Raw genomic sequence first — 23,510 nt, forward strand, 5'->3', positions numbered from 1 at the left:
CGAGTCGAACTCACATCGCTTCGTCTGCTGTCGCTCGTCGGGCTACTGCTGCACCGGACTGAGCCTGCCACCGTTCTTCGATGCGGCCGTACCGCCACACGAGTAGAGCAATCAGCCAGGTGGCGACGAAGAGTCCGACGATGATGAAGCCCATCGCGCCGAGATCCAAGTTCCCGATGGCGCCGAGAAACCCGTCGTGGATGTCGAGTTTGTCGGTGAAGATCGAGATGATTTCCTGGGACCCGATCAGCAGGGCGACTGCCACCGAGAGTCCGGTGATCACCATGTTGTAGTAGATCTTTCGGACCGGCTGAGCAAATGCCCAACCGTAGGCGAAGTTCATGAACGATCCGTCGATCGAGTCGAAAAGCGACATCCCGGCGCAGAAGAGGATCGGCAGAACGAGGATCGAATACCACGGGAGCCCTGTCGCCGCCGCGCCACCGGCGATCACCAACAGCCCGACTTCGGTGACGGTGTCGAATCCCAATCCGAACAGTAGGCCGACCGGGTACATGTGCCAGGGCTTGCGAACCATCTTCATCACCGGGCCCAGAATCTTGTTCAGGGCGCCACGGCTGTCGAGTTCCTTCTCGAGTTGTTCCTCGTCGAAGGTTCCGGCCTTGTACTTCGTGTACACCCGATGAATCCCGATGAGAGAGACAAGGTTCAAGATTCCGATCAAAATCAGGAACGTGCCGGAAATGGTGGTGCCGAACAAGCCGGTCCACTTCTCCAGATCGGAGTTGTCGTCGGAAAGGCTGGTGGCCAGTTGCCGCACACCCAAAGCCAAGAGGGCGACGAGTACGAAGACGATGGTCGAGTGTCCGAGCGAAAACCAGAACCCGACGGACATCGGTTTCTTGCCGTCCGCTACCAACTTCCGAGTGGTGTTGTCGATAGCGGCGATGTGATCGGCGTCGAAAGCATGGCGCATGCCGAGCGTGTACGCCGTGACACCGAGTCCGACGCCGAAGACACTGCCTTCGATCGTGTAGTGGCCGGGGACAACCAGGCCGAGAAGAACTGCCCACCCGACGACGTTGAGCGCTACGACGGTGACGGTCATCCCGATGATGCTTCGACGCTGGCCTCGATCCAGACTGTGCCAAGCACCGGCGATTCGGGTGCCCGTCGTTGTCATTGTCGTGGACATCGAACCTCACCGATCTTTCAGTCGCGGCCGGCGGCCACGCTACTGAAATCGTATAAGTGTTCAACTGTTCAGATAAGCGCCTGGAGGTTACAAATTGCCCATTCGGGAGTAAAGATATTTTGCTCGTCGATGGGAAATGCTCAGGCGAACACGGTATTGACCAGCGCAACGTAGATCGTCGTTCCGACGACGATGCTCAGGACGGCATTCTTTCGCCAGAGGTGCGCGGCGATCGTGGCGCACACTGCAATCAGTTCGGGTAGGCCATGAGAAGGGGCGGTGATCGACACCCCTTTGAGTGAATACATGACGAGAATCAACATGACGCCTGCCGGCATGTAGATGCCGAGGTAGCCGACCAGGGCGGAGGAGCGCAGCGGCATGAGCGCGGCGAAGGGGATTGCGCGCAGCGCGAAGGTGACCACGGCCATGACTGCGACCGCCGCAAAGATGTACGAGGTGTCAGGCATCGATCTTCGCCTTTCGTGAGTCGTAGACAAAGCGCCCGATCAGGAAGAGCACGAAGGCGCCCATCGCAATTGGCAGCATGTGGTCCGGCGCTGCGAGCCGGGCGACCAGAGCGCAGGTGACCGCGGCGACCGGCACCGCGAATCCGTTTTGTGCGCGAATCGCTTCGATCGAGAGGACGACGAACAACGCCGTCAGGGCGAAGTCGAGGCCGACGATCGAGTCCGGAATCCACTGTCCTGCCGTCGCGCCCAGGATCGCGCCACCGATCCAGTAGCCGTGCAGGTACAGCTGGGAGTAGACGATGACGCGTCCGGTGAGTGCCTTGGGATCGGCAGTTACCGACATCGCATAGGCCTCGTCGGTCAGCGCGAACATGCTGTAGAAGCGGGCGAAGGGGTTGCGAATCTTTTCCAGCGGAAAACTCAAGGCGTAGAACACATGTCGAAAGTTGACCAGCAGTGCGGTCAGAGCAACGTACGGCAGCGGTGTCATGGCCGCGACCATTCCGACCGCGAGAAACTCCAGCGATCCGGCGTAGATCAGCGAGGTGAAAGCGACTGCCCACCAAGGGCTGAGCCCTTGTTGGACCACAAGAACACCAAGTGCGATCCCGAGTGGGAGCAGGCCGAATCCAACCGGTAGCGACAGCTGGAAGGCGTGCCGCCACGCCGGGGTTCGCGGTGGGAGTTCGACGGCCGGTGCGGCCGTCGACGATGCTGGTTCGATCACGACGCAAATCTATAACAAAGATCGAGGTGATCGATTGCTCAGAATGCCCACATATTGAACAGTGCGCAATAATAGTGCGATGGATGCCATGGATGACGCAATTTTGTTTCACCTACGCCAGGACTCGAGTTTGACCAACACCGAGTTGGCGGATCTGGTGGGTCTGACACCCTCACCTTGCCTGCGTCGGGTGAAGAAGCTCGAAGCCGACGGAATCATTACCGGGTACCGGGCGATCGTCAGTCAGGAAGCGCTCGGTCGAGGATTTCAGGTGATCGTCACCGCCGAGATCGGAGTCAACGACCAGGCCACCATCGAGGACTTCGAATCCCAGGTCGCCGCCTTCGACGAAGTGATCGAATGTCGGCGGTTGTTCGGAATTCCCGACTACTTCATTCGCGTCGCGGTGAAAGATCTCGCGACGTACGAGAACTTCATGGTCACCAAGCTCAGCGGGCTTCCGGCTGTCTCGCGGGTGACATCGCTGATCACCATGAAGACCATCAAGAGCGTCGACTGACTCCCGGGCTCGGCTGAACCTTCACTAGGTGTCGGTGGTCGGCGTTAACGTCGGAACATGGGATACGAATTTCAAGTCACAGTAGATTCGGCACATCCGCACGAACAGGCGAAGTGGTGGGCCGCAGCACTCGGGTGGGCAGCGGAGCCCAGCGACGAAGATTTCATCAGGGGCCTCGTCGCCGCTGGTCACGCCAAGGAATCCGACACCACGACATTCGAGGGAGTCCTCGTCTGGCGCGAAGGTGCGGCCATCAGCGATCCGGAGCATCCCGAACGTCCCCGCGTTCTGTTCCAATTGGTTCCGGAATCGAAGACGGTGAAGAACCGGCTCCATTTCGACATACGAGTGGGCGACAAGCGCGAGGATGTCGCAGCGCACCTCGAGACGGTGGGGGCGACGATCCTGCACCGAGGAGCGCAGGGGCCGAGCGTGTGGATCACGATGACCGATCCCGAAGGAAACGAGTTCTGCGTCAGCTAGCGGTACGAACTCGGAGTGTCGCCGGTCCATCGTTTGAAGGCCCGACGGAAGGCGCTGGGCTCGGAGAACCCCAATCGCGCCGAGAGTACTTCGACGGATTCTCCGCGCCGCAAACCAGCGATGGCTACGTCGCGGAGCACTTCCTCGCGTAGTTGATTCAGTGATGTTCCGTCACGCCGCAGCAGTCGACGCAGATGGGGAACGCTGATCGAAAGCATCTCCGCGATCTCCTCGGCAGTGGAGGTTCGCCCCTTCACCCCGAGCTCCAGGACCCGTCGTACCTGCGCCGACGCAGTGCTGTCGTAATCACGTTCGGACATGAGCTGAATCGGAGATTCTCGGAGGTACTCCTCCAACGTCTCCTCGGTTTGGATGATCGGTGCACGCATGGCCGAGTTGTCGAACTCCAGTGCCGCGCGCTTCGCGCCGAAGGTGACCGGCGCTCCGAAGATGTAGTCGTAGTCCTGCGCCAACCGTGCATCCGGTGCCGAGTACGGAAATTCGACCGCCCGAAGTCGGACGCGCTTTCCGATCAACCATGCGGAAAATCGGTGCAGCAAGATCAGGACGAAATCGGTTGTGACACGTTCTGCGACATCAGGTTCGGCGACGCCTTCGCGAGCTCGGACAGCGAAACTCACCCGAGTGCTTTCCTCGCCCTTCTCGATCGACAGTGGGGCCAGAGCCGGTAGCGCACGGATCACGTCGGACATTCGAGCGAAGGCCGATCCGAGATCAGGGCAATGGATCAACGTCAGGCAGATCAATCGGAAAGTGCCACGGGGGACCGGGGCGGATCCGAGGCCGAACAATTCGTCGTCGGTGATCTGCCAGGTGGATTGGATGAACGTGGTGACCTGAGTCGGGGTCAGCCGGGCGCGCGGGTCGGACAGTGTCTCGAGGTCGATCCCGGCAGCGCGCAGTGCACCCGACAAGTCGACGTCGTTGTCCGGCGAGAACGCGAGATAGCGGTGGACGAATGCGGTCGGGATGGTCCGCGCTGTCATGGGTGCGCTGCTCCTTGGAGCAGGTGGAGACGGCGTGCAGCTTCGGACAGAATGTGGTCCTGCTTGCAGAAGGCGAAGCGCACCAGGTGCTTCCAATCGTCGCGGTTGTCCGCGAACACGTCGACCGGAACGGCCGCGACGCCGATTCGCTCGGGCAGTGCGCGGCAGAAATCTCCCGCATCGGTTTCGCCCAACGGTCTGATGTCGGCAAGGAGGAAGTACGTGCCGCCACCGGAATGCACCGTGAAACCGGCCTCGGTCAGAGCTTTACCGAGTACGTCGCGTTTGCCTTGCAAGCTCTGTCGAAGTTCGACGACCCACGGCTGTTCGTTGGTGAGCGCGTAGGCAACGGCCGGTTGGAACGGTGCACCGGCAACAAATGACATGAACTGCTTGGCGGCACGGACTCCGTCGATGAGTTCGCGCGGGCCGATCGCCCAGCCGGTTTTCCAGCCGGTGACATTGAAAGTCTTTGCCGCACTGGACACCGTGACGGTGCGCTCACGCATGCCCGGGAGCGACGCCATCGGTGTGTGGGTGAGGCCGTCGAAGACCAAGTGCTCGTAGACCTCGTCGCTCAACACGATCAGGTCGCGTTCGCACGCGAGTTCGGCGATCGCTCGAAGTTCGTGATCGGTGAATACGGTGCCGGTGGGGTTGTGAGGACTGTTGACGATCAGCATCTTCGTCTTGGCGGTGATCGCGCCGCGCAATGCATCGAGATCGACCGCAAATCCGTCTCCCGCGGTTACCAACGGAACTGTGCGACGTACAGCGCCTGCCAACGCGACGGATGCAGCGTAGGAGTCGTAGTACGGCTCGATCAGCACTACTTCTTCGCCGGGTTCGACCAGTCCGAGAATCGCAGCACTGATCGCCTCGGTGGCGCCGACGGTGACCAGAACTTCGGAGTCGGGATCACTGTCGAGTCCGTAGCGGATGCGCCGATCCTCCGCGATGGCCTGACGCAAGACGGGCATGCCCGGACCGGGCGGGTATTGATTGACGCCCTCGGCGATGGCTCGGCGCGCTACCTCGAGCATGGCCGCAGGACCGTCGGTATCCGGAAAGCCCTGACCGAGGTTGACCGCGTCGTGAAGTGTGGCCAACGCTGTCATCTCGGCGAAGATCGTGGATGCGAACGGCTGCAGACGCGAGACGGTGCGGTTGCGGGGCGTCGAAGGCATCTTTGCAGCTTAGTCGGCTGACACCGCATCCTCACATCCGCTCGGACGCGGTGCTTGTCACGTTTGAATCGCCGCCATCGTCCAACTCTGTAGAGAGCATCGAATCCGGTGCCCCAGAACATACGGAGGCTTGCCATGACTCGCATTCCCGCAGTGACACCGTCAGAAGCCAGTCCGTTGATCAAAGTGGCATACAAATTCGCCGCCAGGCAGTACGACGAAGTCCCCGAGCCCTTTGCCGTCCTGGCCAACCATCGGAAATTGTTCGTAGCGGCTGCCCGCCACGAAATGGCTGTGCAGAAGGCGTCGAAGGTGCTGCCGTCGAACATTCGTGAACTGGCCGTCTATCGCGTCGCCTGGACTGTCGGCTGCTCGTGGTGTGTCGACTTCGGGACGATGCTCTCGCGCTTGGACGGTTTGGACATCGACAAGTTGAAAGAGATCGCGAACTACCGGGATTCATCGAAGTACAGCGAAGACGAGCGGGCCGCGATCGCCTACGCCGACGCCATGACCGGTGACCCCCATGGGGAGAACGGGGTGACGGACGAACAGGTCGCGGATCTCGAGCGCAGGTTCGGGCGAGCGGGCGTCGTGGAACTGACCTATCAGATCGGGCTCGAAAACATGCGCGCCCGGATGTATTCGGCGTTGGGGATTACCGAGCAGGGGTTCAGCACCGACTCCTGCCGTGTGCCCTGGGCAGAAGAATGATGCGCTGATTCGTCTACGGCAACTATCGACAATGCTCCGCAGATACGTGATCATGATTGACTAGTTCACGCATCTGCGGAGCATTCCGGCTTGTTAGGTCCGCACTTGCGACCTACGATCACCTGGTGCCCAACATTCGAATCCGCGAAGCTGCCGGCCTGCTCGGTGTCAGTGACGACACCGTCCGGCGGTGGGTCGACGGTGGGCTTCTCACCGCGACGACGGACGACTCCGGCCGCAAGGTCATCGACGGTGCCGAGTTGGCGGGCTTCGCCCGGTCCAACGCCGGACCCGCACCGGCCGATCCGCTCACGGGTGCGAGTTCGGCCCGCAACCGGTTCGCCGGCCTCGTCACCAAGGTCGTCACCGACAAGGTGATGGCTCAGGTCGAAATGCAGTGTGGGCCCTTCACTGTCGTCTCGTTGATGAGTACCGACGCGGTTCGGGAGCTCGGACTCGAGGTCGGGAGTATCGGAGTCGCAATCGTGAAGGCCACCACGGTCATCGTGGAAACGCCGTAGTTTTTGAACATACTGGAGGAAATTCGTGAAGCGTGTAGTCGGACTTGTTGCAGCAGGTGCCTTTTCGCTTGCCCTGGTGACCGGTTGTAGTTCCTCCGACAATTCTTCGTCGGAGACGTCGTCGGCCGCTCCGACCACAACCACTTCGAGTGAGAGTGCCACGGGAAGTATCACCGTCTTCGCGGCGGCGTCACTCAAGAACAGCTTCACCGAACTCGGCAAGGAATTCGAGTCCGAGAACCCCGGTTCATCGGTCACTTTCAGCTTTGCCGGGTCCTCGGACCTCGTCGCTCAGATCACTCAGGGCGCACCGGCTGACGTGTTCGCCTCGGCTGACGCCGCCAACATGACCAAGGCCACCGACGCCGGCGTCGTCGCGGGGTCGCCCTCGGACTTCGCGAGCAACACCTTGACGATTGTTGTGCCGCCGGGCAATCCGAAGGGCATCGCGTCGTTCGCCGATCTGGCAAAGGAGGGGACGCAACTGGTGATCTGCGCTCCGCAGGTCCCTTGTGGCGCGGCTACGAAGAAGGTCGAGACGGCCACAGGCGAGACCCTCTCGCCCGTCAGCGAAGAATCGTCGGTGACCGACGTTCTCAACAAGGTGACGTCCGGGCAGGCCGATGCCGGCATCGTTTACGTCACCGACGCGAAGTCCGCTGGTGACAAGGTTCAGACCGTCGCGTTCCCGGAGGCCACCACGGTGGTCAACCTGTACCAGATTGCGGTGCTGAAGGATTCGAAGAATTCGGGAACGGCAACCAAATTCGTCGATCTCGTGAAGGGGCCCAAGGGCCTGGCAGTTCTGAGTGACGCGGGATTCGCTGCCCCGTGACACACCTAAGACCGGCGGTCCGGGCTCCGCTCGGGTTGCCGGTATGGATTTACCTTCCGGCGCTGATCGGCGGAGCGTTTGTCATCGCGCCCTTGGCGGCGATGCTGGCCACCGTGCAGTGGTCGCAGTTCTGGGAACTCGTGACTTCCGAATCGTCGGTTGCCGCGTTGAAACTGAGTTTGAAGACAGCGGCAATGAGCACGCTGCTGTGCATCCTGTTCGGGGTACCGATGGCCGCGGTGTTGGCGCGCAGTCATTTTCGGGGACTGTCCGTTCTTCGATCCTTGATTCTGCTCCCGCTGGTTCTGCCGCCAGTGGTGGGCGGTATCGCGTTGCTGTACACGTTCGGGCGCAAAGGGTTGATCGGTGAGCAGTTGGAAGTGCTCGGCATCCAGATAGCATTCTCGACAACCGCGGTGGTCCTGGCGCAGACGTTTGTCGCGCTACCGTTCCTCGTCGTCAGCCTCGAAGGTGCGCTACGCACTGCGGGCACACGATACGAGGCCGTAGCCTCGACGCTCGGAGCCCGCCCGACCACCGTGCTTCGCCGGGTGACTTTGCCGCTGGTGCTTCCCGGTCTGGTGTCAGGGGCAGTGCTGGCTTTCGCTCGCGCACTGGGGGAGTTCGGTGCAACGCTGACGTTCGCGGGAAGTCTGCAAGGGGTCACGCGTACCCTGCCGTTGGAAATCTATCTCCAGCGTGAGACCGATCCGGATGCAGCGGTAGCGCTTTCGCTGGTGTTGGTCGTAGTCGCGGTGGTCATCGTGGTTGCGGTGCGTGGACGCGGATCGGCGGGTTCGTTGTGAGTGGCCTCCACGTCGACATCGAGATTCCGGAGCGCGATGTCGTTGCGACGTTCGACGTCGCGGCCGGTGAGGTGACCGCTGTCCTCGGACCGAACGGCGCAGGCAAGTCGACGGTACTGGCGGCGGTTGCCGGACTACATCACCCGCGGCGTGGGTTGATCGAACTGAATTCTCGCGTTCTCACCGATACCGGTAGGGGAGTCGCGTTGGCGCCGCATCGGCGCGGCACTGCTCTACTCGCGCAAGAGGCACTTCTCTTTCCCCACCTCAGTGCGGCCGCGAACGTGGCGTTCGCGCCGCGCAGTGCAGGGCGGTCGCGTCGCGATTCCGCCGATTCCGCGCGCCACTGGCTCGACGCAGTCGACGCCGCCGAATTGGCTGACCGCAAGCCGTCACAGCTCTCCGGCGGTCAAGCGCAACGAGTCGCAGTGGCGAGGGCATTGGCTGCTGAACCCGAACTACTCCTGCTCGACGAACCGATGTCTGCGCTCGACGTCGCCTCCGCCCCGGCATTGCGGTCGTTGCTGCGTAGAGTGCTCCGAACAGGAGATCGCACGGCCGTGCTCGTCACGCACGACGCTCTGGATGCGCTGGCCCTTGCCGATACCGTTGTCGTGCTGGACGGCGGCCGGGTCGTCGAACGTGGTGACGTACGAACAGTTCTGACTCGCCCGCGTAGTGCATTTGCAGCACGCATCGCAGGGATCAACTTGCGCAGCGGCACGATGGCCGGAGACGGAATGCTCAGAAGTCCGGTCGGGGTGGATATCGCGGGCCAGACGGAGACCGACCTACCGGCCGGCAGTGCCGCCGTGGCAGTCTTCGAGCCGCGAGCAGTGTCGGTCTACCTGGATCCGCCTCACGGGAGCCCACGAAACGCGTTTGCGGTCACGATCGCGGAGATCGAAAATCGAGGCGATGTCGTCCGAGTCCGAGCCGAGGACGAAGCCGGCCAGCCGGGCTTGTCTGCCGACATCACGGCGAGCGCAGCGGCCGAGCTCGATCTGGTTCCGGGATCGGCCGCTACGTTTGTGGTCAAGGCCACCGAGACGCTGATCTATGCGCAGGGCGCAGGCTCGTAGACGTCCTCTACGACCGAATCCGCATAGAGGGCTGCAATTTCGGACGCGTACTTCTCGGCTATCGGCTTGCGCCTGAGCTTCATCGTCGGTGTCAGCTCGTCGCCGCCTGGCTCCCAGAACGTGGTGAGTACGTGAAACCGCTTGATCTGCTCGGCCCTCGACAGACGCGAGTTTCCCTCGGCGACAGCAGTTGCAACGATGTCGACGATCCGAGCGTCCTTGGCGAGTACCGCGGCCTCGGCCGCAAGTCCCAGTGAGCATGCCGCTCCGACCGCGGCGTCGGCGCTGAGAGTGATCAACGCTGTGTTGAACTTTCGGCCGTCTCCGATCGCCACGACCTCACCGATCAACGACGACGACGTCTTCACTGCGGTCTCGATGGCAGCGGGGGACATGTTCTTTCCCGACGCATTGATGATCAGCTCCTTCTTGCGATCGATCACCGTGAGGTATCCGTCTGCGTCGGCCGTGACGATGTCTCCGGTCGAAAGCCAACCGTCTGCACTGATCGCTTCGGCCGTTTTTGCCGGTTCGCCGCGGTACCCCTTCATGACCAACGGTCCTCGAACCAGTAGCTCACCGTCCGCCTCGATGCGCATTTCCATGCCGGGGAGCAACTTTCCGACCGTTCCCAGCTTGGTCGGCTCGGCCGGTGCGGTGCTCGCAATGCATGTCAGCTCGGACATTCCCCAGATCTCCGAGATCGGAACTCCCAGGGCTGCAAAGAATGCCAAGGTGTCCGGCGGAATCGGTGCGGCGCCAGAGATGGCCCACTTCAGTTCGGCAAAACCGAGTTTCGCACGCAGAGCGGAGAGGACCATTGCATCGGCTCGGGCGTAGTCCGCTTCCAGTTCGGCGGGGACTGTTTCACCGGCTCGCAAGTGTGCGAGCCGAGTGCGACCGACGTCGAGTGCCCACTGCAATGCCGCTCGCCGCGCGTCGTCCGGTTCGTTGGCGACGGCCGATTCGACTGCAACCTTCAGCTTTTCCCACACACGGGGGACGCTGCCCCAGATCGTGGGGCGACAGTCCGGAAGCGCAGCCGCTACCTGGCTCGGATCCGGCACGACAGTGATCTGGGTGCCGAACACCATTTGCATGTACAGGCAGGTGAGCCGATCGGCGATGTGCGCCGACGGCATGTACGAGGTGATGCGGTCACCGAACTCGACGGGGAGTACAGCACTGACGGCGGTGGTTTCGAACAACAGACAGGCATGAGTCGTCTCGACGCCTTTGGGGTTGCCGGTCGTGCCGGAGGTGTAGATCAACGTGGCGACGTCGTTCGGTTTCACCGCACGCCAGGTGCTCTCGAAATCGAAATCGGCGGCAGCAGAGGACTTCATCTGCTCCAGCGTCAGGGTGCCGGACTGCTGGGCAGACGGTTGCGCGTCGACGACCACGATCGTGTCGAGTGTGGCACCGGATCGGCGAACGGTATCCACGTACTGGGCCTCGCAGACGAGCACTCGCGCACCGGAATTGGCGAGGATGTACTGGATGCCTTCGGGTGCCGACGTGTTGTAGATGGAGAAGGATGTCGCGCCGAGGTGTTGGGCGCCGACGTCGATCGGGTAGAACTCGATGCGGTTACTCATCATCAATGCAACCGTATCGCCATGTCCCACGCCGATTCCGGCCAATCCCGCGGCAACATCGCGAACCTGTTCGCCGTACGCGCGCCACGTCAGTGTTCGCGCATCGCCGATGTCTCGCAAAGCCACCGCGTCGGGCGCTACCGCCGACACTCGCTGGAAGGCTGCACACAACGTAGTCATGATGTTCTCCTGGATGCCTTTGGCAGGGCTGATGCATTCGTCGGGGCCGCAGCGGTGGTTCTGTCTTCGAGTTCGCGGATCAGGTCGTGTGCCTGTTTGTCTTTTGCCAGGTAACCGTCGGCAAGGACATTGATGAATCCGCGTCCCCACGCCCAGGGTTCCCAGGCAGCGGGGGCAAGGGTCCGGGCGGCGCGGCGCGCGATCGCGTCGGCGATCACGGTGGCGGCACGGTCCGGGGAGATTCGATGACGGAGGGGACCAGGTAGTCGAGCGTCGAGTTTGCGCCCGATCTCGTCGTCGTCGAGTGTTGCGCGTGCAAGTTGTGTATCCACCATCCCGAAGTACGCGATGCCGGCAGTAGCGCCGTAGCCGGCAACCTCGAGACGCAGCGCCCGGCCGAGCGCTTCGACCCCAGCCTTGCTGATCATGTACGAAGCGCCGCCCAAACCGGGGGCGAACGACGCCGCCGATGACACGACGACGATGTGCCCACTGTTGCGGATCACCTCGTCGATGGTCGGATGCACGGTGTTGAAGACGCCGGTGAGATTGACGTCGAGCACACGATCGAAGGCGTCGGGATTGATCTGGCGCAATGTTGCCGGGGGAGGGGTGATTCCGGCGTTGGCCACTACGACGTCGATTCTGCCCAGCTGCTCGATGATCGTTTGCACGGCTGCGGTCATGCCGTCCCGATCTCGGACATCGGCCGTCACCGTCACGACTCGCTGTGACTCGAATGAGCGCTCGGCCGTTGCCAATGAACTCTCGTTGACGTCGACCAGTGCCACGGTGGCCCCACGCCGGTGGAGAGTGCGCGCCAGCGCTGCACCGATACCGTCGCCTCCACCGGTGATCAGTACGACCTTCCCGGCGACGTCGTAGTCGAGTCGGCGTCCGGGCAGTGGAATGCCCAGATCGCGGACTGTTCCCGCAATTGCGGACAAGCGTCCCGTCATTGCTTCAGTGCCTTCCGTGTAGTGCGCGGATGAGAACCTTGACCAGCCAGTCGATTCGGGCGGTCCTTCGAAACGTCGTCAGTGGTAGGGGCGAACGGAATCGTTGCCGAGTCGTCGAACGAGCGTAGGTGAACTCCTTCAGACCATCTGGGCCGTGAACGCGTCCGAAACCAGATGCTCCGACCCCACCCAGTGGCAGGTTGGGAACCGCGGCATACATCACGTAAGAGTTCACCGACGCTCCTCCGGATCGGAGCCGATCGGCAACAGCCGCTCCGTCCTTGCCGAACACGCTTGCTCCCAATGCGTATGGCGACGCATTGACCAACTCCACCGCCTCGTCCATCGAGGCGACCTTGGTGATCGTCATCGTCGGGCCGAAAGTTTCCTCCGTGACGGCGAGGCTGTCTTCGGGGACGTCGACCATGATGGTCGGTTGCACGTACTGGCCGGAGATCGAGCCGAGCCCTCCGAGAACGACACGTCCACCCCGCGACATCGCGTCGTCGATGTGGCGCCGGATTACAGCCACTTGCGAGGGCATGGTGATCGGACCGATCTTGTCTTCGGCACCCGGACCCGCATGAACTCGGGCAGCCAAAGTGATTGTCTTGTCGATAAACTCGCCGTAGACATGTGCGTGCACGTACACACGCTCGACGCCCAGACAGGTTTGACCGGAGTTGGACAATGCTCCCCACACCGCAGCATCCGCGGCGGCACCGACATTTCCGTCGGCATCAAGGATGAGCGCGTCCTTACCACCACATTCCATCAACACCGGTGTGAGGGTCTCGGCGCACGCTGCCATGACTTTCTTGCCCGTCGCGGTCGATCCGGTGAACCCGATCTTGTCGACACCGGCCAGGCACAGTGCCGCGCCGACCGAACCATCGCCCGTGACGACCTGCAGCACAGGATGTTCAGGGACGACCTCGGCGAAGGCGCGGCCCAACCATTGCCCGACTGCCGGTGCGAACTCACTCGGCTTGTAGACCACGGCGTTGCCTGCAGCCAGCGAGAACGAGAGCGAACCGAGTGGGGTGAAGACCGGATAGTTCCACGGACCGATCACACCGATCACCCCGAGAGGTCGATACTCCACCGAGGCGGCCTGATTGACCGTCAACAAACTGGAGCGGACGCTGCGCCTGCCCAATACCTTTCGGGCATTCTTCGACGCCCACGCGAGATGTTCTAGTGCCATGGCGATTTCGAGCATCGCGTCAGGGTGCGGCTTGCCCATGTCCCGGTGCACGACGTCGGCGAGTTCGGATGCGCGACGAGCGATGATTCCTCGCCACCGATCCAGTCGACGAGCGCGTTGCTCGAATGTCAGTTCTGCCCACCATTCGGAAGCAGTACGGGCGTCGCGCACTGCCTGTGTCACTGTGTCGTCGGACGCCTGTGTGGTCGTGTCGATCTCGGTCGCCGTCATCGTGGAGTTCCTTGAAGTGTGTGGTGGACGGCGCCGTCGGCCCAGCCGCGGGTGACGCGTTGGAGGATCGGTCGGGACAGAGTCAGAATGGGGGCGAACCACGGCTGCGCTTGCACAGCGAACGTCCAGGTGAGGCGGCTGCCAGTCGAAGTCGGTTCCAACACCAGATCTTCAGCGAAGCGTTTGAACCCCGGAAGTGACGCCGACTCCACGTAGAACGACATCCGGCGCCCCTCGTCCCAGCGGAAGAATCGCTCGTTCAGTGCAGCAAAAGCGCCGGCTCGCACGGTTCGCGTAGTCCCGACGCCGAATGGTCTGTCCGAGGTCCAGTCGGCTCCGGTGATCCCGTGCGCCCACGACGTGAGCGCTCCGTCCGAGGTCAACGTCTGCCACAAGCTTTCACATGTCGCTTCGGATTCGATCCGGTGAGTGATCACCAGCGGAGCGGAGCGGCTGAAGGCTGCGTCGGCCGCAGAAAGAGAGAATTTTCCCTTCACAGGTCCACCACCAAAGACCCACCGGTGGAACGTGATCGACAGGTCAACATCGAACCAGTACGTTCGGATTCGGTGAGGAGGGTGTCTCGATGCTCGACGGTCCCGGAGAGCACCCGGACCTTGCATGTACCGCAGAAGCCCTGTTGGCATGAATACGCTACTCCGGGAAGTACGCGTCGTATTGCAGCCAATGCACTTTCGGACTCGCCCACATCGACGGTGAGTCCGGTGCGCGCCAGATGCACCGTGAACTCCTTGCCGTCGACTACCGGGAGTGGGGAGAACCTCTCGCTGTGCACCGATCCGGTCGGGTTGGCGGCGAAAGTTGCCGCACGCACCGTGTTCATCAGCGGAACCGGTCCGCACGTGTACACCGCGGCACCTGGATCCGCAGCAGCGACGAGTGTTCCGATATCCGTCGGACCCAGCTCGTCGTCGGGTCGGATGGTTACCCGGCCGCTGGAATACTCCTCGATCTCGTTCAGGAATGGCATAGCTGCCCGAGTTCGTCCGAGATAGTCCAATCGCCACGGGACTCCGCGGCGGTGACAGCGTTGCACCATGGGAAGTATCGGAGTGATCCCGATTCCGCCCGCAACAAAGAGGTACGACGGAGCAGTGACAAAAGGAAATGCATTCCGCGGCCCTCGTACGTCGACAACCATTCCGGGTTTCAGCGACTCGTGTATCTCGCGGGAGCCGCCCCCGCCTTCGTCGATCCGCCGGACGGCGATCCGATACGAGGTCAAGTCGTCGGGGTCTCCGCACAACGAATACTGTCGTTGCCTTCCCGAGGGGAGAATGACGTCTAGGTGAGCGCCGGGAATCCACGACGGCAGGGTGATTCCTTCCCTCGGGGTCAAGGTGACACTCAGGACGTCTGCGCACTCGAACCGGACGGACTTCACGTCCAGCGTCATGTCGAATCCGCTGTAGCGGACCGGGTTGGGACGCGAAAGTATCTGCGCTGCAGGACTTGACGCAAAGATTCGACGGTATGCGCTCGTCGCCTGTGCGGCAATCCTCAACGACCGGGTCGGTGTGAAGTCTTGTGCGTCGTGAGGACGGTCGGCAGTCGTCTTGTTCATCCTTCACTCTTTTCGGAAGAACGATTGGCGGCAGGTGAGCGAGCGAGGTAGCGCATGGCTACGTCCATGTCCCCGATCTGGGACGGATGGAAGCTCGGCCGCAGATACGGAGGAATCTCGGTGATCAGGAATTTCATGTTCGGGACCAGGCCGCGGCGAGTGGCGCTGATCAGTTGCAGAGGCCACAGGCGGCCCTTCGCCTTCGACGGGTCCTGCCGGAAGAGGTAGTTCATCGAGGCGATGAACAACACGAACAACGTGAAGCTGGCGAGTAGCGCCGTGCGAACGCGGCGGGCGTAGCTACCGTCCACGTACATGTAGGCGTCGAAGGCCACGTTGCGGTGCTCGACTTCCTCGGCGCCGTGCCACTTGACCATGTCGAGCATCGTCGGGTGCATGCCGGCATCTTCGAGGGCGGGATCGGTGAGCAGCCATTCCCCGACCACCGCCGTGTAGTGCTCCATCGCGGCAAACAAGCCGAGACGTTCACAGAGCCAGGCGTGCTTGGCTTTTCCGGTCAATCCTTTGTCGCCCAATATCTTGTCCACGAGCCAGTCCATCCGGCGTGACATCGGTTTCATGTCCATGCCGAGGTCCGCAAGATGCTCGCGTGCACCTTTGTGCGACGACGCGTGTGTTGCTTCCTGGCCGACGAATCCCACCACCTCTTCGTGCAGGCGGGAGTCCTCGATGAGCGGGAGCGCTTCGGCGAGCGTTGCGGACATGGCCCGCTCTCCCTCGGGCAACACGAGATGCATGAAGTTGATGACGTGGGTGACCATCGGTTCGTTCGGCACGTAATGCAGTGGTACGCCGTCCCAGTCGAATTCGACGTCACGGGCGGCGATCGCATGTGCTTCGTCGGTGTAGCGGCGCGCGCCGGACGGTGCGACGACGGGTGTGCCTCGGAAGGCGTTGATGCCGAGCATTATCGGCTCCTCACGGTTTCTCGGGCAGTGGTGAGTGATTCGGACGAGACGGGTTGTACTTGCGCGTAGTGAGCGAGGTCGGCTCGTTTGGTCCTGGTGCGGAAGGATCGGTTGAATCCGGGATAGAAGGTGTAATTGCGGCCGCCGTCGACGAGGTAGTAACTACTGCACCCGCCGGCGTTCCATACGCTGGTGGCGAGTCGGCGGTCGGTCGCGCGCACGAACTCTCTCTGCACGTCTGCCCGGACGTCGATACTGCCGATGCCGCGCTCGTCCATTTGAAGAATGCAGCTCACGATGTACTCGACCTGCGCTTCGATCGTGACGACCTGCGAGGTGTAGACCACGGAATTGGGGCCGAGGATCATGAAGAAGTTCGGAAACCCGCTGATGGTGGTGCCGAGGAAGGCCTCGGCACTGCCGTTCCACGTCTGCGCGAGGCTGCGGCCGTCCTTGCCCCGGATGATGTCGAACGACGGGTTGTCTCCCATACGAAAGCCGGTTCCCATGACTATGGTGTCGACTTCCCGGAAGGCGCCGTCCGCGGTGAGGACTCCGCGCTCCTGCACCTCGACGATTCCGTCCGTCACCACCTCCACATTGGGTGACGCCAGCGCGGGATAGTAGGTGTTCGAGAACGTCGGACGCTTGCATCCGAATGCGTAGTGGGGGAGCAGCTTTGCGCGAAGCTCCGGGTCCCGCACCTGCCGGCGAAGGTGTGCTCGGCCGAGTGCGGCCAGCCCTTTGAGCAGTGACGGCTTGTACACGAATCCGGGTACCAGGGCTTCTTGGAGCAGGTCGAGTCCCTTGCGTGCCAGTCGTTGGGTGAGCGGCACCCGCTCGAAGAGAGCGCTCGGCCAGCCGGTCATCGGCTGATCCGGGTGCGGCAGGATCCACGTCGGTGTCCGCTGGAACACGGTCAACGTGTCCGCGAGCGGTTGCAGTCTGGGGATGATCTGCACCGCAGAGGCACCGGTGCCGACCACGGCTATCCGCTCACCGCGAAGGTCGTGGTCGTGGTTCCAGTCCGCGGTGTGGAACATCTGACCACGAAACGATTCGAGCCCGGGAAGGTCGGGTGTGGCGGGGGCACTGAACGGGCCGGTGGCCGCGACCAGGAACTGTGTCTCCCACACGGTTTCCGCAGTGTGTACCCGCCAGATCTGGGCTTGCTCGTCCCACGAAGCTTCTGTCACGTCCTGGTTGCAGTGGAAATGACCGGCCAGTCCGAAGCGATGGACGCAATCCCGGAGATAGTCGTAGATCTCGGGCTGTAGCGGATACAGCCGCGTCCAGTTCGGATTGGGCGCAAACGAGAACGAGTACAGAATCGACGGGATGTCGCACTGTGCACCGGGGTAGGTATTGACCTGCCAGGTCCCCCCGGGCTCCGCGCCACGTTCCAGAACGACGAAGTCGTCGATCCCGGACTGCTTCAAGCGGACAGCCGTTCCGATGCCGCCGAAACCGGCTCCGATGACGACGACTCGTGTTCGGCGAGTTCGAGTTTCCTCGTCACCGGCCGATGGCCCCGAGGTTGGGTCGATGTCGACCATGTGTGACGCCTCCTGATTGGTGCGTGAACAACTGAACGAAGAGTAAGTCTGACATCAAGTGATGTCAACAGCGGTTGATGTCAGAATTCAACTGATTGACATCGGGCGATGTCAGTTCGCTTGCGGAGGTCGCCGCGATAACCTGAGGTCGAGAGCGCTGCCGGTCAGTGAGAACATGGGGACATGACGGATACCGAGGCTCGGCGCACCGGCCCGCGCAGGTGGCGTGGGCAGGAACCGGAAGATCGCCGCGCCGCGCGCCGGACACAGCTGATCGAAGCCGGGTTGCAGATCATGGGCACCGAGGGAGCGGCCGCCGCGACCATGCGTGCGACCTGCCGCGAGGCCGCGCTGACCGAACGGTACTTCTACGAGAGCTTCGCCAACCGTGACGAACTGCTGGTCGCCGTGCTCGACGAGGTCGTTCTCGGTGCGCGTGACACTATTCTGGACGCTCTCGAGGCGGCGCCTTCCGAACCGTCGGCCCTGATCCGCCACGTGGTGAAGGCCTTCACCAACTACGTATTCAAAGATCCTCGACGTGGACGCATCATGTTCGTCGAATCCCAGGCGGAACCTGCGCTGTGGGATCGAGGGCGAGAATTGATGGCGGAGTTCACGAATCCGATTTCCGCGTCGCTCGAGCTGATGTACGGCGGCGAGGCAACCGACTCCGCGAACTCCGAACTCAATTCAGTGGGGCTGTTCGGTGCCCTCGCGTTCATCTATCAGGCGCACACCCCGTCCTCCAAGATCTCTCGAAAGCGTTTGGTGGAGCACATTTCGCTCATGGTCGAGGCGCAGGCGACGGTCAACAGCACGCCTGCGAGAAAAGAATGACGTCCGCGTCGGCCACAGGCGGAAGGCGTCTCGGTCCCGAAGACCGGCGTGAGCAGATCATTGTCAGCGCGGCAAAGGTTTTCGAGGAGAAGTCTTTTGCCGACGTCTCGATGATCGAGTTGGCCAAGGCGGCTGGGGTCGGACGTCCGCTGCTCAATCATTACTTCGGCTCCAAGCGGGAGTTGTATCTCGACGTCGTGCGGCGGTTCGTCTTCATTCCCGAAGTGGCGGTGGACCGCATTCCGCGATCGGCGAGCCAGGAGAAGCGGATCGGCGCCGTGATCGATCGGTGGCTCGACGTCGCCTGGCGTCATCGCGACATGTGGATCTCGACAGTCATGTCCGACGACCTCCGCCGTGATCCCGAGATGGATCGGATCCTGCAGGATGCTGACGACGTTGCTGCGCGACGCATGATGGATGCGCTCGAGATCCGACCGAGTGAAGGCAGTGAGGCTGCTGTTCATTCGATGATCGTGGCGTACGGAGGCTTGGCGAAGGCCGCCAGTAAGCAGTGGTTGGTGACGGGAGCGCTCGACCGCGAACAGGTGCACCTTCTGCTGGTACGCAGTTTGCTCGCCATCGTGCGTGACGTTCTGCCGGCGTGCGAGGCGGATTCCTGATTGCTCAGAGTGATCTCGCCACGAGGTCCTTCATGACTTCGTTCGATCCGGCGTAGATTCGCTGAATACGAGCGTCGGCATACATCTGAGCGATGGGATATTCGAGTATGTAGCCGTACCCGCCGTGTAGTTGCACGCAGCGGTCGATCACGGCGCACTGCTGATCGGTGAGCCAGTACTTGGCCATCGCGGCGGTAGTCGCATCGAGCTGCCCGGCAAGGTATTTGACGATGCAGTCGTCGATGAACGTTCGTGAGATACGAGCGATGGACGCGCACTCGGCAAGTTCGAAGCGCGTGTTCTGCAGATCGAAGAGCGTTTGCCCGAACATGTTTCGGGATTTGGTGTACTCGACGGTGAGGGCGACTGCACGCTCCATTGCCGCAGTGGCTGCAACTCCGCAGATCAATCGTTCAGGCAGTAGCTGCTGCATCAGCTGGGCAAACCCTGTGCCTTCGCGGTCCCCGAGCAGGTTTGTTGCAGGCACCCGCAAGCGGTCGAAGAACAGCTCGGTGGTGTCCTGGCCCTTCTGTCCGACCTTCTCGAGTATTCGCCCGCGCTCGAAACCCGGTGTGTTGTCATCGACCTCGGCCACGATGAGCGACACTCCACGCGCTCCGAGGCTGGGATCGGTCTTGGCGGCAATGATCACCAGATCACAATTGCGACCGTTGGAGATGAAGGTCTTTGCGCCGCTGATCAGATAGTCGTCACCGTCGCGGACGGCTCGGGTGGTGATGTTCTGCAAGTCGGATCCGGTGCCGGGCTCGGTCATGGCGATTGCGCCCACCCACTCGCCACTCACCAGCTTCGGTAGCCAGCGCAGTTTGTGCTCGTGATCGGCGTAGGCATTGAGGTAGTGCGGCACGATTCCCGAGTGCACGCCGAGTTGGAGTGAATGATCACCCGCCATGACCTGCTCGTGGAACAGCACGGCGTCGTGCGCGAAAGTTCCTCCTCCGCCGCCGTACTCGGTGGGGATCGACATGCCGGCGAGCCCGAGCGCCCCGAGTTCTCGATATGCGGATTTGTCGGGAAAACCTTGGGACGCGAAGCGTTTCTGATGCGGTGTGACGTGTTTGGCGAAGAAGTTCCTTGCCAGGTCGGCCACGGCCTCCAATTCGTCGTCCATCCACGGGGACCGTCGTTCTGCGGTCCGGGTTGCGGTAGATCCTTGCGTCATCGTGATTCTCCCGATCGATGAAGTGCGACCCGCGAGCGGATCCGACTCCACCTATCATCCACACTGTTGACATAGTGTCAATAAAGGGGTGGTCGAATCGACCTCCGGACCCGCCTCGAATTCCACGTCGGCCGCCCGCAAGAATGGGACGACACAGACACGAACAGGCCGGCGCGAAGGATGGGCAGTGGACCCCGAAGAAACATCAGCGGGTCACGAGTCCAACCTCCCGGCTCCGCGGCCGGCGCGCAGCGTCCTGTTCGGATTGCCGCCGGTGGGAAACCGGTACCCCGGAGCGGTTCGCGTCGCCCTCGCCCTGGCGATTCCGGCGGCCATCGCCACACTGCTCGGATTCGGGTCTGCTTCGCTCCTGGTCGGCCTCGGTGCATTTGCATCGATCTACGGTGAGGGTCGTCCGTACCGGAGCAGGTGGAAGGCAGTCGGTATCGCTGCGACGGCGCTGACGATCCTGTCCTTCGTCGGGGCATCGGTGGGTGAGCCCGTCCACCGAGCCATCGCCGAGGGAGCGCCGACGGTGCTGCTCGTCTTTGTCGTGCTGATCATGGCCGTCGTGGTGTCGACCTGCGCCTTCACCGTCGACGCGCTTCGATTGGGTCCACCGGGCGCGTTCTTTCTGTTGCTCACCACCGAGATCAGTTCCGTGATCGCCACTCCCGGTCAGCCGCCGGTCGAGGTCGCGATGTGGACGGCAATCGGTGGGATCAGCGCGGTGGTCGTCTCGATGACGGGAATCCTGTGGGCACCGAGAGCTGTCGAACGCAGCGCTGTACAGGCAGCCGTCTCGGCCGTTGCGGAGTACACGGACGCTCAGGCGAGGTACGCCCCACCCGAACTCACGCGAGACAAACGCCACGCTGCAGCACTTCGGCTGCACGACGCGTGGCAGTGCCTCTACCGCGGCGCAATCGTCGGGAAAGACCACCCGTTGACCCGTGAACTCGAACGAGCGCAGATCTCGATGGCCAGGGCGATCTCCGACGACCACGATCCGGAACTCATGGCCGACCCCGCGTTCGACGTCGACGACGTCGGTGCTCACCCGCCTCTGCCCGACCCGACGATCCGATATCGGTTCCTCCGCGCCTGCAATCGGTCCAGCCGAGCGTCGGTGACGGCACTTCGGCTGTCCATTGCCTGTATGGCGGCGGGAACCCTCACCGTCCTGCTCGGCATCGATCGCCCGGACTGGGCGGTGATCGCCGCGGCGATGGTCCTTCATCAAGGACCGGATCGAATACTGGGCACCTATCGCGGAATCCACCGCATCGGTGGGACCGTCCTCGGGTTGATTCTGTTGGGTGCCATCTACTCCTGGAGTCCGACCGGTCTGTGGTTGGTGGCGGTACTTGCAGTCCTGATGGCGGGGATCGAGCTGTTCCTGGTGCGGAATTACGGGATAGCCGTCATCTTCATCACCGCCCTCGCGATTCTCCTCGGCGCGGCCGGTGGTGCGCACGGGACCGTCCGACATCTGATCCTCAGCCGCATGCTCGAGACGGCAATCGGCGTCGTCGTGGCGTTGGTGGTCCTGTGGACGGTGGGGCGCGGTGCGCATCGACGCACTCTGATCTGGGTCGACGAGCGGGCGGGTAGCGTCCTGTTCAAGCTGCTGACCGAAATTCGCGCGAGGCACTATGCACCACAGGCGAATTGGTCGGAGCTTTCGGAGCTTCGTCGGGACCTGGACTTCGAACTGCGAGGTAGCGCGATGGCCGGGATCGACGCCGCCCACAACGAACCCGAGTGGGCGTCGCAGCAGTGGAGGACGCACACCGAATTGCATCATCTGGGATCGGATGTACTGCACCGACTGTGGTTCGGCACGCAGGTGTCCAGATCACACCTCGAGGAATGGGAGTCTCGCTACTTGCGTTCGGGTTCGGTGTGATCGAGCATCGGCACAGCGCTGAACTTGGCTGGATTCGCAATGTCGTAGGCTGCGCACACAACTCCGTCGCGGACAGTGAAGCCGGCAACGCGAGCGGCGAACTGCGGGTACTGGTCGTCCCCCGGTGAGCCGGCGAATACACCGCCGAGCTGTCCGTTGACGAGAACCGGTGACATCGAGAACACCGCTGCCGGTCCGTACTTGCGGGCCAATCCCAGATAGAACCGCGCGACACGATCGCTGCCGCGCACAATGTTGACAGCCGTGCGGGTAGTTCCGCCTGCGTCACCGATCAGGACGGCATCGGGATCGAGTGCACCTATCACGGCGTTCAGATCTCCACTCGCGATAGCCGTCACCAATCGCTCGACGGCAGCAGCATGCTCCTCGCTACTGACCGGGACCGGCGCCGACGCTGCGGCTTTACGGGCCCGCGAGGCCAACTGACGGGCAGTGGCTACTTCGATGTCGAGGATGCGCGCAACCTCGGCGAAGGGCACGTCGAAGCCGTCATGCAGGACGAAGGCAACGCGTTGAGCGGGAGTAAGGGTGTCCAGGACGACGAGGGCAGCAAGACGATTCTGTTCCTGCGTCACGACGTACTCCAGCGGATCGGGTGTCGCTGAGGGTGTGCCCGAGGTGGCGTCGACGGGCGTGACGATCGGCTCCGGAAGCCACTGTCCGACATAGCTTTCTCTTCTGACCGCGGCCGATTTGAGATGATCGAGGCAGATCCGACCGACAACAGTGGTGAGCCATCCGCGCAGCTCGCGGATCTCGAGGTCGCTTCCTTGTCTCGATTGTGCGACTTGCAAGCGTATCCATGCCTCCTGCACCGCATCCTGAGCGTCGCTGAAACTTCCGGTGAGACGGTAGGCCACCGACGTCAGGTGGCCACGGTGTTGCTCGAAGTCCTGCGCAGTCGTCGGCGAAAGCATGCCCTCATGATACGGACCTCACACATTAAATCCGGCATGAATGTAACCGTTGACCCAGGTAGTGGGTGCCGACGTATGGTTTCGGCACTGCTCACGGCTCGATCCTGTCTGCACATTCATTGGAGTCTCACGTGTTTCGGTCTTTCCCGCTCATGTCGCTCAACTGTTGTCGTTGAACTGACATTCCCCACACCTGCCTGTGCCGAGCGCCGCACACGGCGCTCCGGACAGGTGTAGCCGAGAACTGAACCAATCATCTTC

Annotated in this window: 24 protein-coding genes; 10 read left to right on the top strand and 14 right to left on the bottom strand. The window is 62.2% G+C overall.

Features of this window, described 5'->3' with window-relative positions; all coding sequences use genetic code 11:
• Nucleotides 1-10 precede the first annotated feature (10 nt).
• The 3 genes from ATN37_RS27950 to ATN37_RS27960 form a co-directional block, all read right to left on the bottom strand.
• A complete protein-coding gene (locus ATN37_RS27950) occupies nt 11-1,156 on the bottom strand; it encodes a HoxN/HupN/NixA family nickel/cobalt transporter (protein ID WP_007733551.1) in 1,146 nt (381 codons plus the stop codon).
• A gap of 140 nt (nt 1,157-1,296) precedes the next feature.
• Nucleotides 1,297-1,626: a branched-chain amino acid transporter permease gene (locus ATN37_RS27955; protein WP_003940007.1), complete on the bottom strand. Its 330-nt coding sequence runs from the start codon at nt 1,624-1,626 to the stop codon at nt 1,297-1,299.
• Complete coding sequence (locus ATN37_RS27960; protein WP_003940360.1) at nt 1,619-2,356, bottom strand: AzlC family ABC transporter permease; 738 nt, start codon at nt 2,354-2,356, stop codon at nt 1,619-1,621. The genes ATN37_RS27955 and ATN37_RS27960 overlap by 8 nt, the downstream gene beginning before the upstream one ends.
• A gap of 79 nt (nt 2,357-2,435) precedes the next feature.
• On the opposite strand from ATN37_RS27960, the gene ATN37_RS27965 reads away from it, so the two are divergent.
• Together ATN37_RS27965 and ATN37_RS27970 are read left to right on the top strand one after the other, a co-directional pair.
• Nucleotides 2,436-2,876, top strand: coding sequence for an Lrp/AsnC family transcriptional regulator (locus tag ATN37_RS27965; protein ID WP_020970517.1), 441 nt, complete (start codon nt 2,436-2,438; stop codon nt 2,874-2,876).
• A 57-nt stretch (nt 2,877-2,933) separates the two neighbouring features.
• Nucleotides 2,934-3,359, top strand: a complete 426-nt coding sequence (locus ATN37_RS27970) for a VOC family protein (RefSeq protein WP_003940409.1) — start codon at nt 2,934-2,936, stop codon at nt 3,357-3,359.
• Here the strand turns inward: ATN37_RS27970 and ATN37_RS27975 are convergent.
• Both ATN37_RS27975 and ATN37_RS27980 read right to left on the bottom strand, forming a co-directional pair.
• Complete coding sequence (locus ATN37_RS27975; protein ID WP_003940556.1) at nt 3,356-4,366, bottom strand: AraC family transcriptional regulator; 1,011 nt, start codon at nt 4,364-4,366, stop codon at nt 3,356-3,358. The two genes, ATN37_RS27970 and ATN37_RS27975, sit on opposite strands and share 4 nt — an antisense overlap.
• The gene (locus tag ATN37_RS27980) at nt 4,363-5,553 is read right to left on the bottom strand and encodes a pyridoxal phosphate-dependent aminotransferase (RefSeq protein ID WP_003939670.1); all 1,191 of its coding nucleotides are present in this window, start codon (nt 5,551-5,553) and stop codon (nt 4,363-4,365) included. The genes ATN37_RS27975 and ATN37_RS27980 overlap by 4 nt, the downstream gene beginning before the upstream one ends.
• Nucleotides 5,554-5,688: 135 nt before the next feature.
• Between ATN37_RS27980 and ATN37_RS27985 the strand changes: the two genes are divergently transcribed.
• The 5 genes from ATN37_RS27985 (at nt 5,689) to ATN37_RS28005 (ending at nt 9,511) form a co-directional block, all read left to right on the top strand.
• Nucleotides 5,689-6,267 carry a carboxymuconolactone decarboxylase family protein gene (locus tag ATN37_RS27985; protein ID WP_007733549.1) on the top strand — a complete coding sequence of 193 codons (579 nt, stop codon included), beginning with the start codon at nt 5,689-5,691 and terminating at the stop codon, nt 6,265-6,267.
• A gap of 125 nt (nt 6,268-6,392) precedes the next feature.
• Complete coding sequence (locus ATN37_RS27990) at nt 6,393-6,788, top strand: molybdopterin-binding protein (protein WP_003940157.1); 396 nt, start codon at nt 6,393-6,395, stop codon at nt 6,786-6,788.
• Nucleotides 6,789-6,813: 25 nt separating this feature from the next.
• Complete coding sequence (modA, locus tag ATN37_RS27995) at nt 6,814-7,623, top strand: molybdate ABC transporter substrate-binding protein (RefSeq protein ID WP_003940357.1); 810 nt, start codon at nt 6,814-6,816, stop codon at nt 7,621-7,623.
• The gene (locus tag ATN37_RS28000) at nt 7,620-8,429 is read left to right on the top strand and encodes an ABC transporter permease (RefSeq protein ID WP_020970514.1); all 810 of its coding nucleotides are present in this window, start codon (nt 7,620-7,622) and stop codon (nt 8,427-8,429) included. The genes modA and ATN37_RS28000 overlap by 4 nt, the downstream gene beginning before the upstream one ends.
• Nucleotides 8,426-9,511, top strand: coding sequence for a sulfate/molybdate ABC transporter ATP-binding protein (locus tag ATN37_RS28005; RefSeq protein ID WP_007733546.1), 1,086 nt, complete (start codon nt 8,426-8,428; stop codon nt 9,509-9,511). The genes ATN37_RS28000 and ATN37_RS28005 overlap by 4 nt, the downstream gene beginning before the upstream one ends.
• Here the strand turns inward: ATN37_RS28005 and fadD11 are convergent.
• The 7 genes from fadD11 to ATN37_RS28040 are packed head-to-tail and all read right to left on the bottom strand — an operon-like array spanning nt 9,487 to nt 17,756.
• On the bottom strand, nt 9,487-11,289 hold the full coding sequence (gene fadD11 / locus ATN37_RS28010) for a fatty acid--CoA ligase FadD11 (protein ID WP_081558307.1): 1,803 nt from the start codon (nt 11,287-11,289) through the stop codon (nt 9,487-9,489). The two genes, ATN37_RS28005 and fadD11, sit on opposite strands and share 25 nt — an antisense overlap.
• Entirely contained in the window at nt 11,286-12,248 is a 963-nt protein-coding gene (locus ATN37_RS28015) for an SDR family oxidoreductase (RefSeq protein WP_218695898.1), read from the bottom strand. The genes fadD11 and ATN37_RS28015 overlap by 4 nt, the downstream gene beginning before the upstream one ends.
• A 4-nt stretch (nt 12,249-12,252) precedes the next feature.
• Nucleotides 12,253-13,686, bottom strand: a complete 1,434-nt coding sequence (locus tag ATN37_RS28020) for an aldehyde dehydrogenase family protein (RefSeq protein WP_218695900.1) — start codon at nt 13,684-13,686, stop codon at nt 12,253-12,255.
• Nucleotides 13,683-14,183 (bottom strand): SRPBCC family protein, encoded by a 501-nt coding sequence (locus tag ATN37_RS28025; protein ID WP_165639080.1) that lies wholly within the window; start codon nt 14,181-14,183, stop codon nt 13,683-13,685. Before ATN37_RS28025 ends, ATN37_RS28020 begins: the two co-directional genes overlap by 4 nt.
• Complete coding sequence (locus ATN37_RS28030) at nt 14,180-15,271, bottom strand: PDR/VanB family oxidoreductase (RefSeq protein WP_007733536.1); 1,092 nt, start codon at nt 15,269-15,271, stop codon at nt 14,180-14,182. The genes ATN37_RS28025 and ATN37_RS28030 overlap by 4 nt, the downstream gene beginning before the upstream one ends.
• Nucleotides 15,268-16,200: a metal-dependent hydrolase gene (locus ATN37_RS28035; protein WP_165639081.1), complete on the bottom strand. Its 933-nt coding sequence runs from the start codon at nt 16,198-16,200 to the stop codon at nt 15,268-15,270. Before ATN37_RS28035 ends, ATN37_RS28030 begins: the two co-directional genes overlap by 4 nt.
• The gene (locus ATN37_RS28040; protein WP_165639082.1) at nt 16,200-17,756 is read right to left on the bottom strand and encodes an NAD(P)/FAD-dependent oxidoreductase; all 1,557 of its coding nucleotides are present in this window, start codon (nt 17,754-17,756) and stop codon (nt 16,200-16,202) included. The genes ATN37_RS28035 and ATN37_RS28040 overlap by 1 nt, the downstream gene beginning before the upstream one ends.
• Before the next feature lie 183 nt (nt 17,757-17,939).
• On the opposite strand from ATN37_RS28040, the gene ATN37_RS28045 reads away from it, so the two are divergent.
• Together ATN37_RS28045 and ATN37_RS28050 are read left to right on the top strand one after the other, a co-directional pair.
• Complete coding sequence (locus ATN37_RS28045) at nt 17,940-18,596, top strand: TetR/AcrR family transcriptional regulator (RefSeq protein WP_007733534.1); 657 nt, start codon at nt 17,940-17,942, stop codon at nt 18,594-18,596.
• Nucleotides 18,593-19,219: a TetR/AcrR family transcriptional regulator gene (locus tag ATN37_RS28050; RefSeq protein WP_218695902.1), complete on the top strand. Its 627-nt coding sequence runs from the start codon at nt 18,593-18,595 to the stop codon at nt 19,217-19,219. Before ATN37_RS28045 ends, ATN37_RS28050 begins: the two co-directional genes overlap by 4 nt.
• A 4-nt stretch (nt 19,220-19,223) precedes the next feature.
• Here the strand turns inward: ATN37_RS28050 and ATN37_RS28055 are convergent, their stop codons facing one another.
• Nucleotides 19,224-20,402 (bottom strand): acyl-CoA dehydrogenase family protein, encoded by a 1,179-nt coding sequence (locus ATN37_RS28055; protein ID WP_054781686.1) that lies wholly within the window; start codon nt 20,400-20,402, stop codon nt 19,224-19,226.
• Nucleotides 20,403-20,589: 187 nt separating this feature from the next.
• Between ATN37_RS28055 and ATN37_RS28060 the strand changes: the two genes are divergently transcribed.
• Entirely contained in the window at nt 20,590-22,311 is a 1,722-nt protein-coding gene (locus ATN37_RS28060) for an FUSC family protein (protein ID WP_218695904.1), read from the top strand.
• Here the strand turns inward: ATN37_RS28060 and ATN37_RS28065 are convergent.
• Nucleotides 22,287-23,249 (bottom strand): sigma-70 family RNA polymerase sigma factor, encoded by a 963-nt coding sequence (locus ATN37_RS28065; protein WP_063315898.1) that lies wholly within the window; start codon nt 23,247-23,249, stop codon nt 22,287-22,289. The two genes, ATN37_RS28060 and ATN37_RS28065, sit on opposite strands and share 25 nt — an antisense overlap.
• Nucleotides 23,250-23,510 lie beyond the last annotated feature (261 nt).

Source organism: Rhodococcus sp. MH15 (assembly GCF_019266045.1).
Taxonomy (GTDB): domain Bacteria; phylum Actinomycetota; class Actinomycetes; order Mycobacteriales; family Mycobacteriaceae; genus Rhodococcus_F; species Rhodococcus_F qingshengii.

Coding starts and splice junctions, on each gene's coding strand:
- ATN37_RS27950 (WP_007733551.1), bottom strand. CDS start 1,156: ATGTCCACGACAATGACAACGACGGGCACCCGAATCGCCGGTGCTTGG.
- ATN37_RS27955 (WP_003940007.1), bottom strand. CDS start 1,626: ATGCCTGACACCTCGTACATCTTTGCGGCGGTCGCAGTCATGGCCGTG.
- ATN37_RS27965 (WP_020970517.1), top strand. CDS start 2,436: ATGGATGCCATGGATGACGCAATTTTGTTTCACCTACGCCAGGACTCG.
- ATN37_RS27970 (WP_003940409.1), top strand. CDS start 2,934: ATGGGATACGAATTTCAAGTCACAGTAGATTCGGCACATCCGCACGAA.
- ATN37_RS27975 (WP_003940556.1), bottom strand. CDS start 4,366: ATGACAGCGCGGACCATCCCGACCGCATTCGTCCACCGCTATCTCGCG.
- ATN37_RS27980 (WP_003939670.1), bottom strand. CDS start 5,553: ATGCCTTCGACGCCCCGCAACCGCACCGTCTCGCGTCTGCAGCCGTTC.
- ATN37_RS27985 (WP_007733549.1), top strand. CDS start 5,689: ATGACTCGCATTCCCGCAGTGACACCGTCAGAAGCCAGTCCGTTGATC.
- fadD11 (WP_081558307.1), bottom strand. CDS start 11,289: ATGACTACGTTGTGTGCAGCCTTCCAGCGAGTGTCGGCGGTAGCGCCC.
- ATN37_RS28015 (WP_218695898.1), bottom strand. CDS start 12,248: ATGACGGGACGCTTGTCCGCAATTGCGGGAACAGTCCGCGATCTGGGC.
- ATN37_RS28020 (WP_218695900.1), bottom strand. CDS start 13,686: ATGACGGCGACCGAGATCGACACGACCACACAGGCGTCCGACGACACA.
- ATN37_RS28030 (WP_007733536.1), bottom strand. CDS start 15,271: ATGAACAAGACGACTGCCGACCGTCCTCACGACGCACAAGACTTCACA.
- ATN37_RS28035 (WP_165639081.1), bottom strand. CDS start 16,200: ATGCTCGGCATCAACGCCTTCCGAGGCACACCCGTCGTCGCACCGTCC.
- ATN37_RS28040 (WP_165639082.1), bottom strand. CDS start 17,756: ATGGTCGACATCGACCCAACCTCGGGGCCATCGGCCGGTGACGAGGAA.
- ATN37_RS28045 (WP_007733534.1), top strand. CDS start 17,940: ATGACGGATACCGAGGCTCGGCGCACCGGCCCGCGCAGGTGGCGTGGG.
- ATN37_RS28050 (WP_218695902.1), top strand. CDS start 18,593: ATGACGTCCGCGTCGGCCACAGGCGGAAGGCGTCTCGGTCCCGAAGAC.
- ATN37_RS28055 (WP_054781686.1), bottom strand. CDS start 20,402: ATGACGCAAGGATCTACCGCAACCCGGACCGCAGAACGACGGTCCCCG.
- ATN37_RS28065 (WP_063315898.1), bottom strand. CDS start 23,249: ATGCTTTCGCCGACGACTGCGCAGGACTTCGAGCAACACCGTGGCCAC.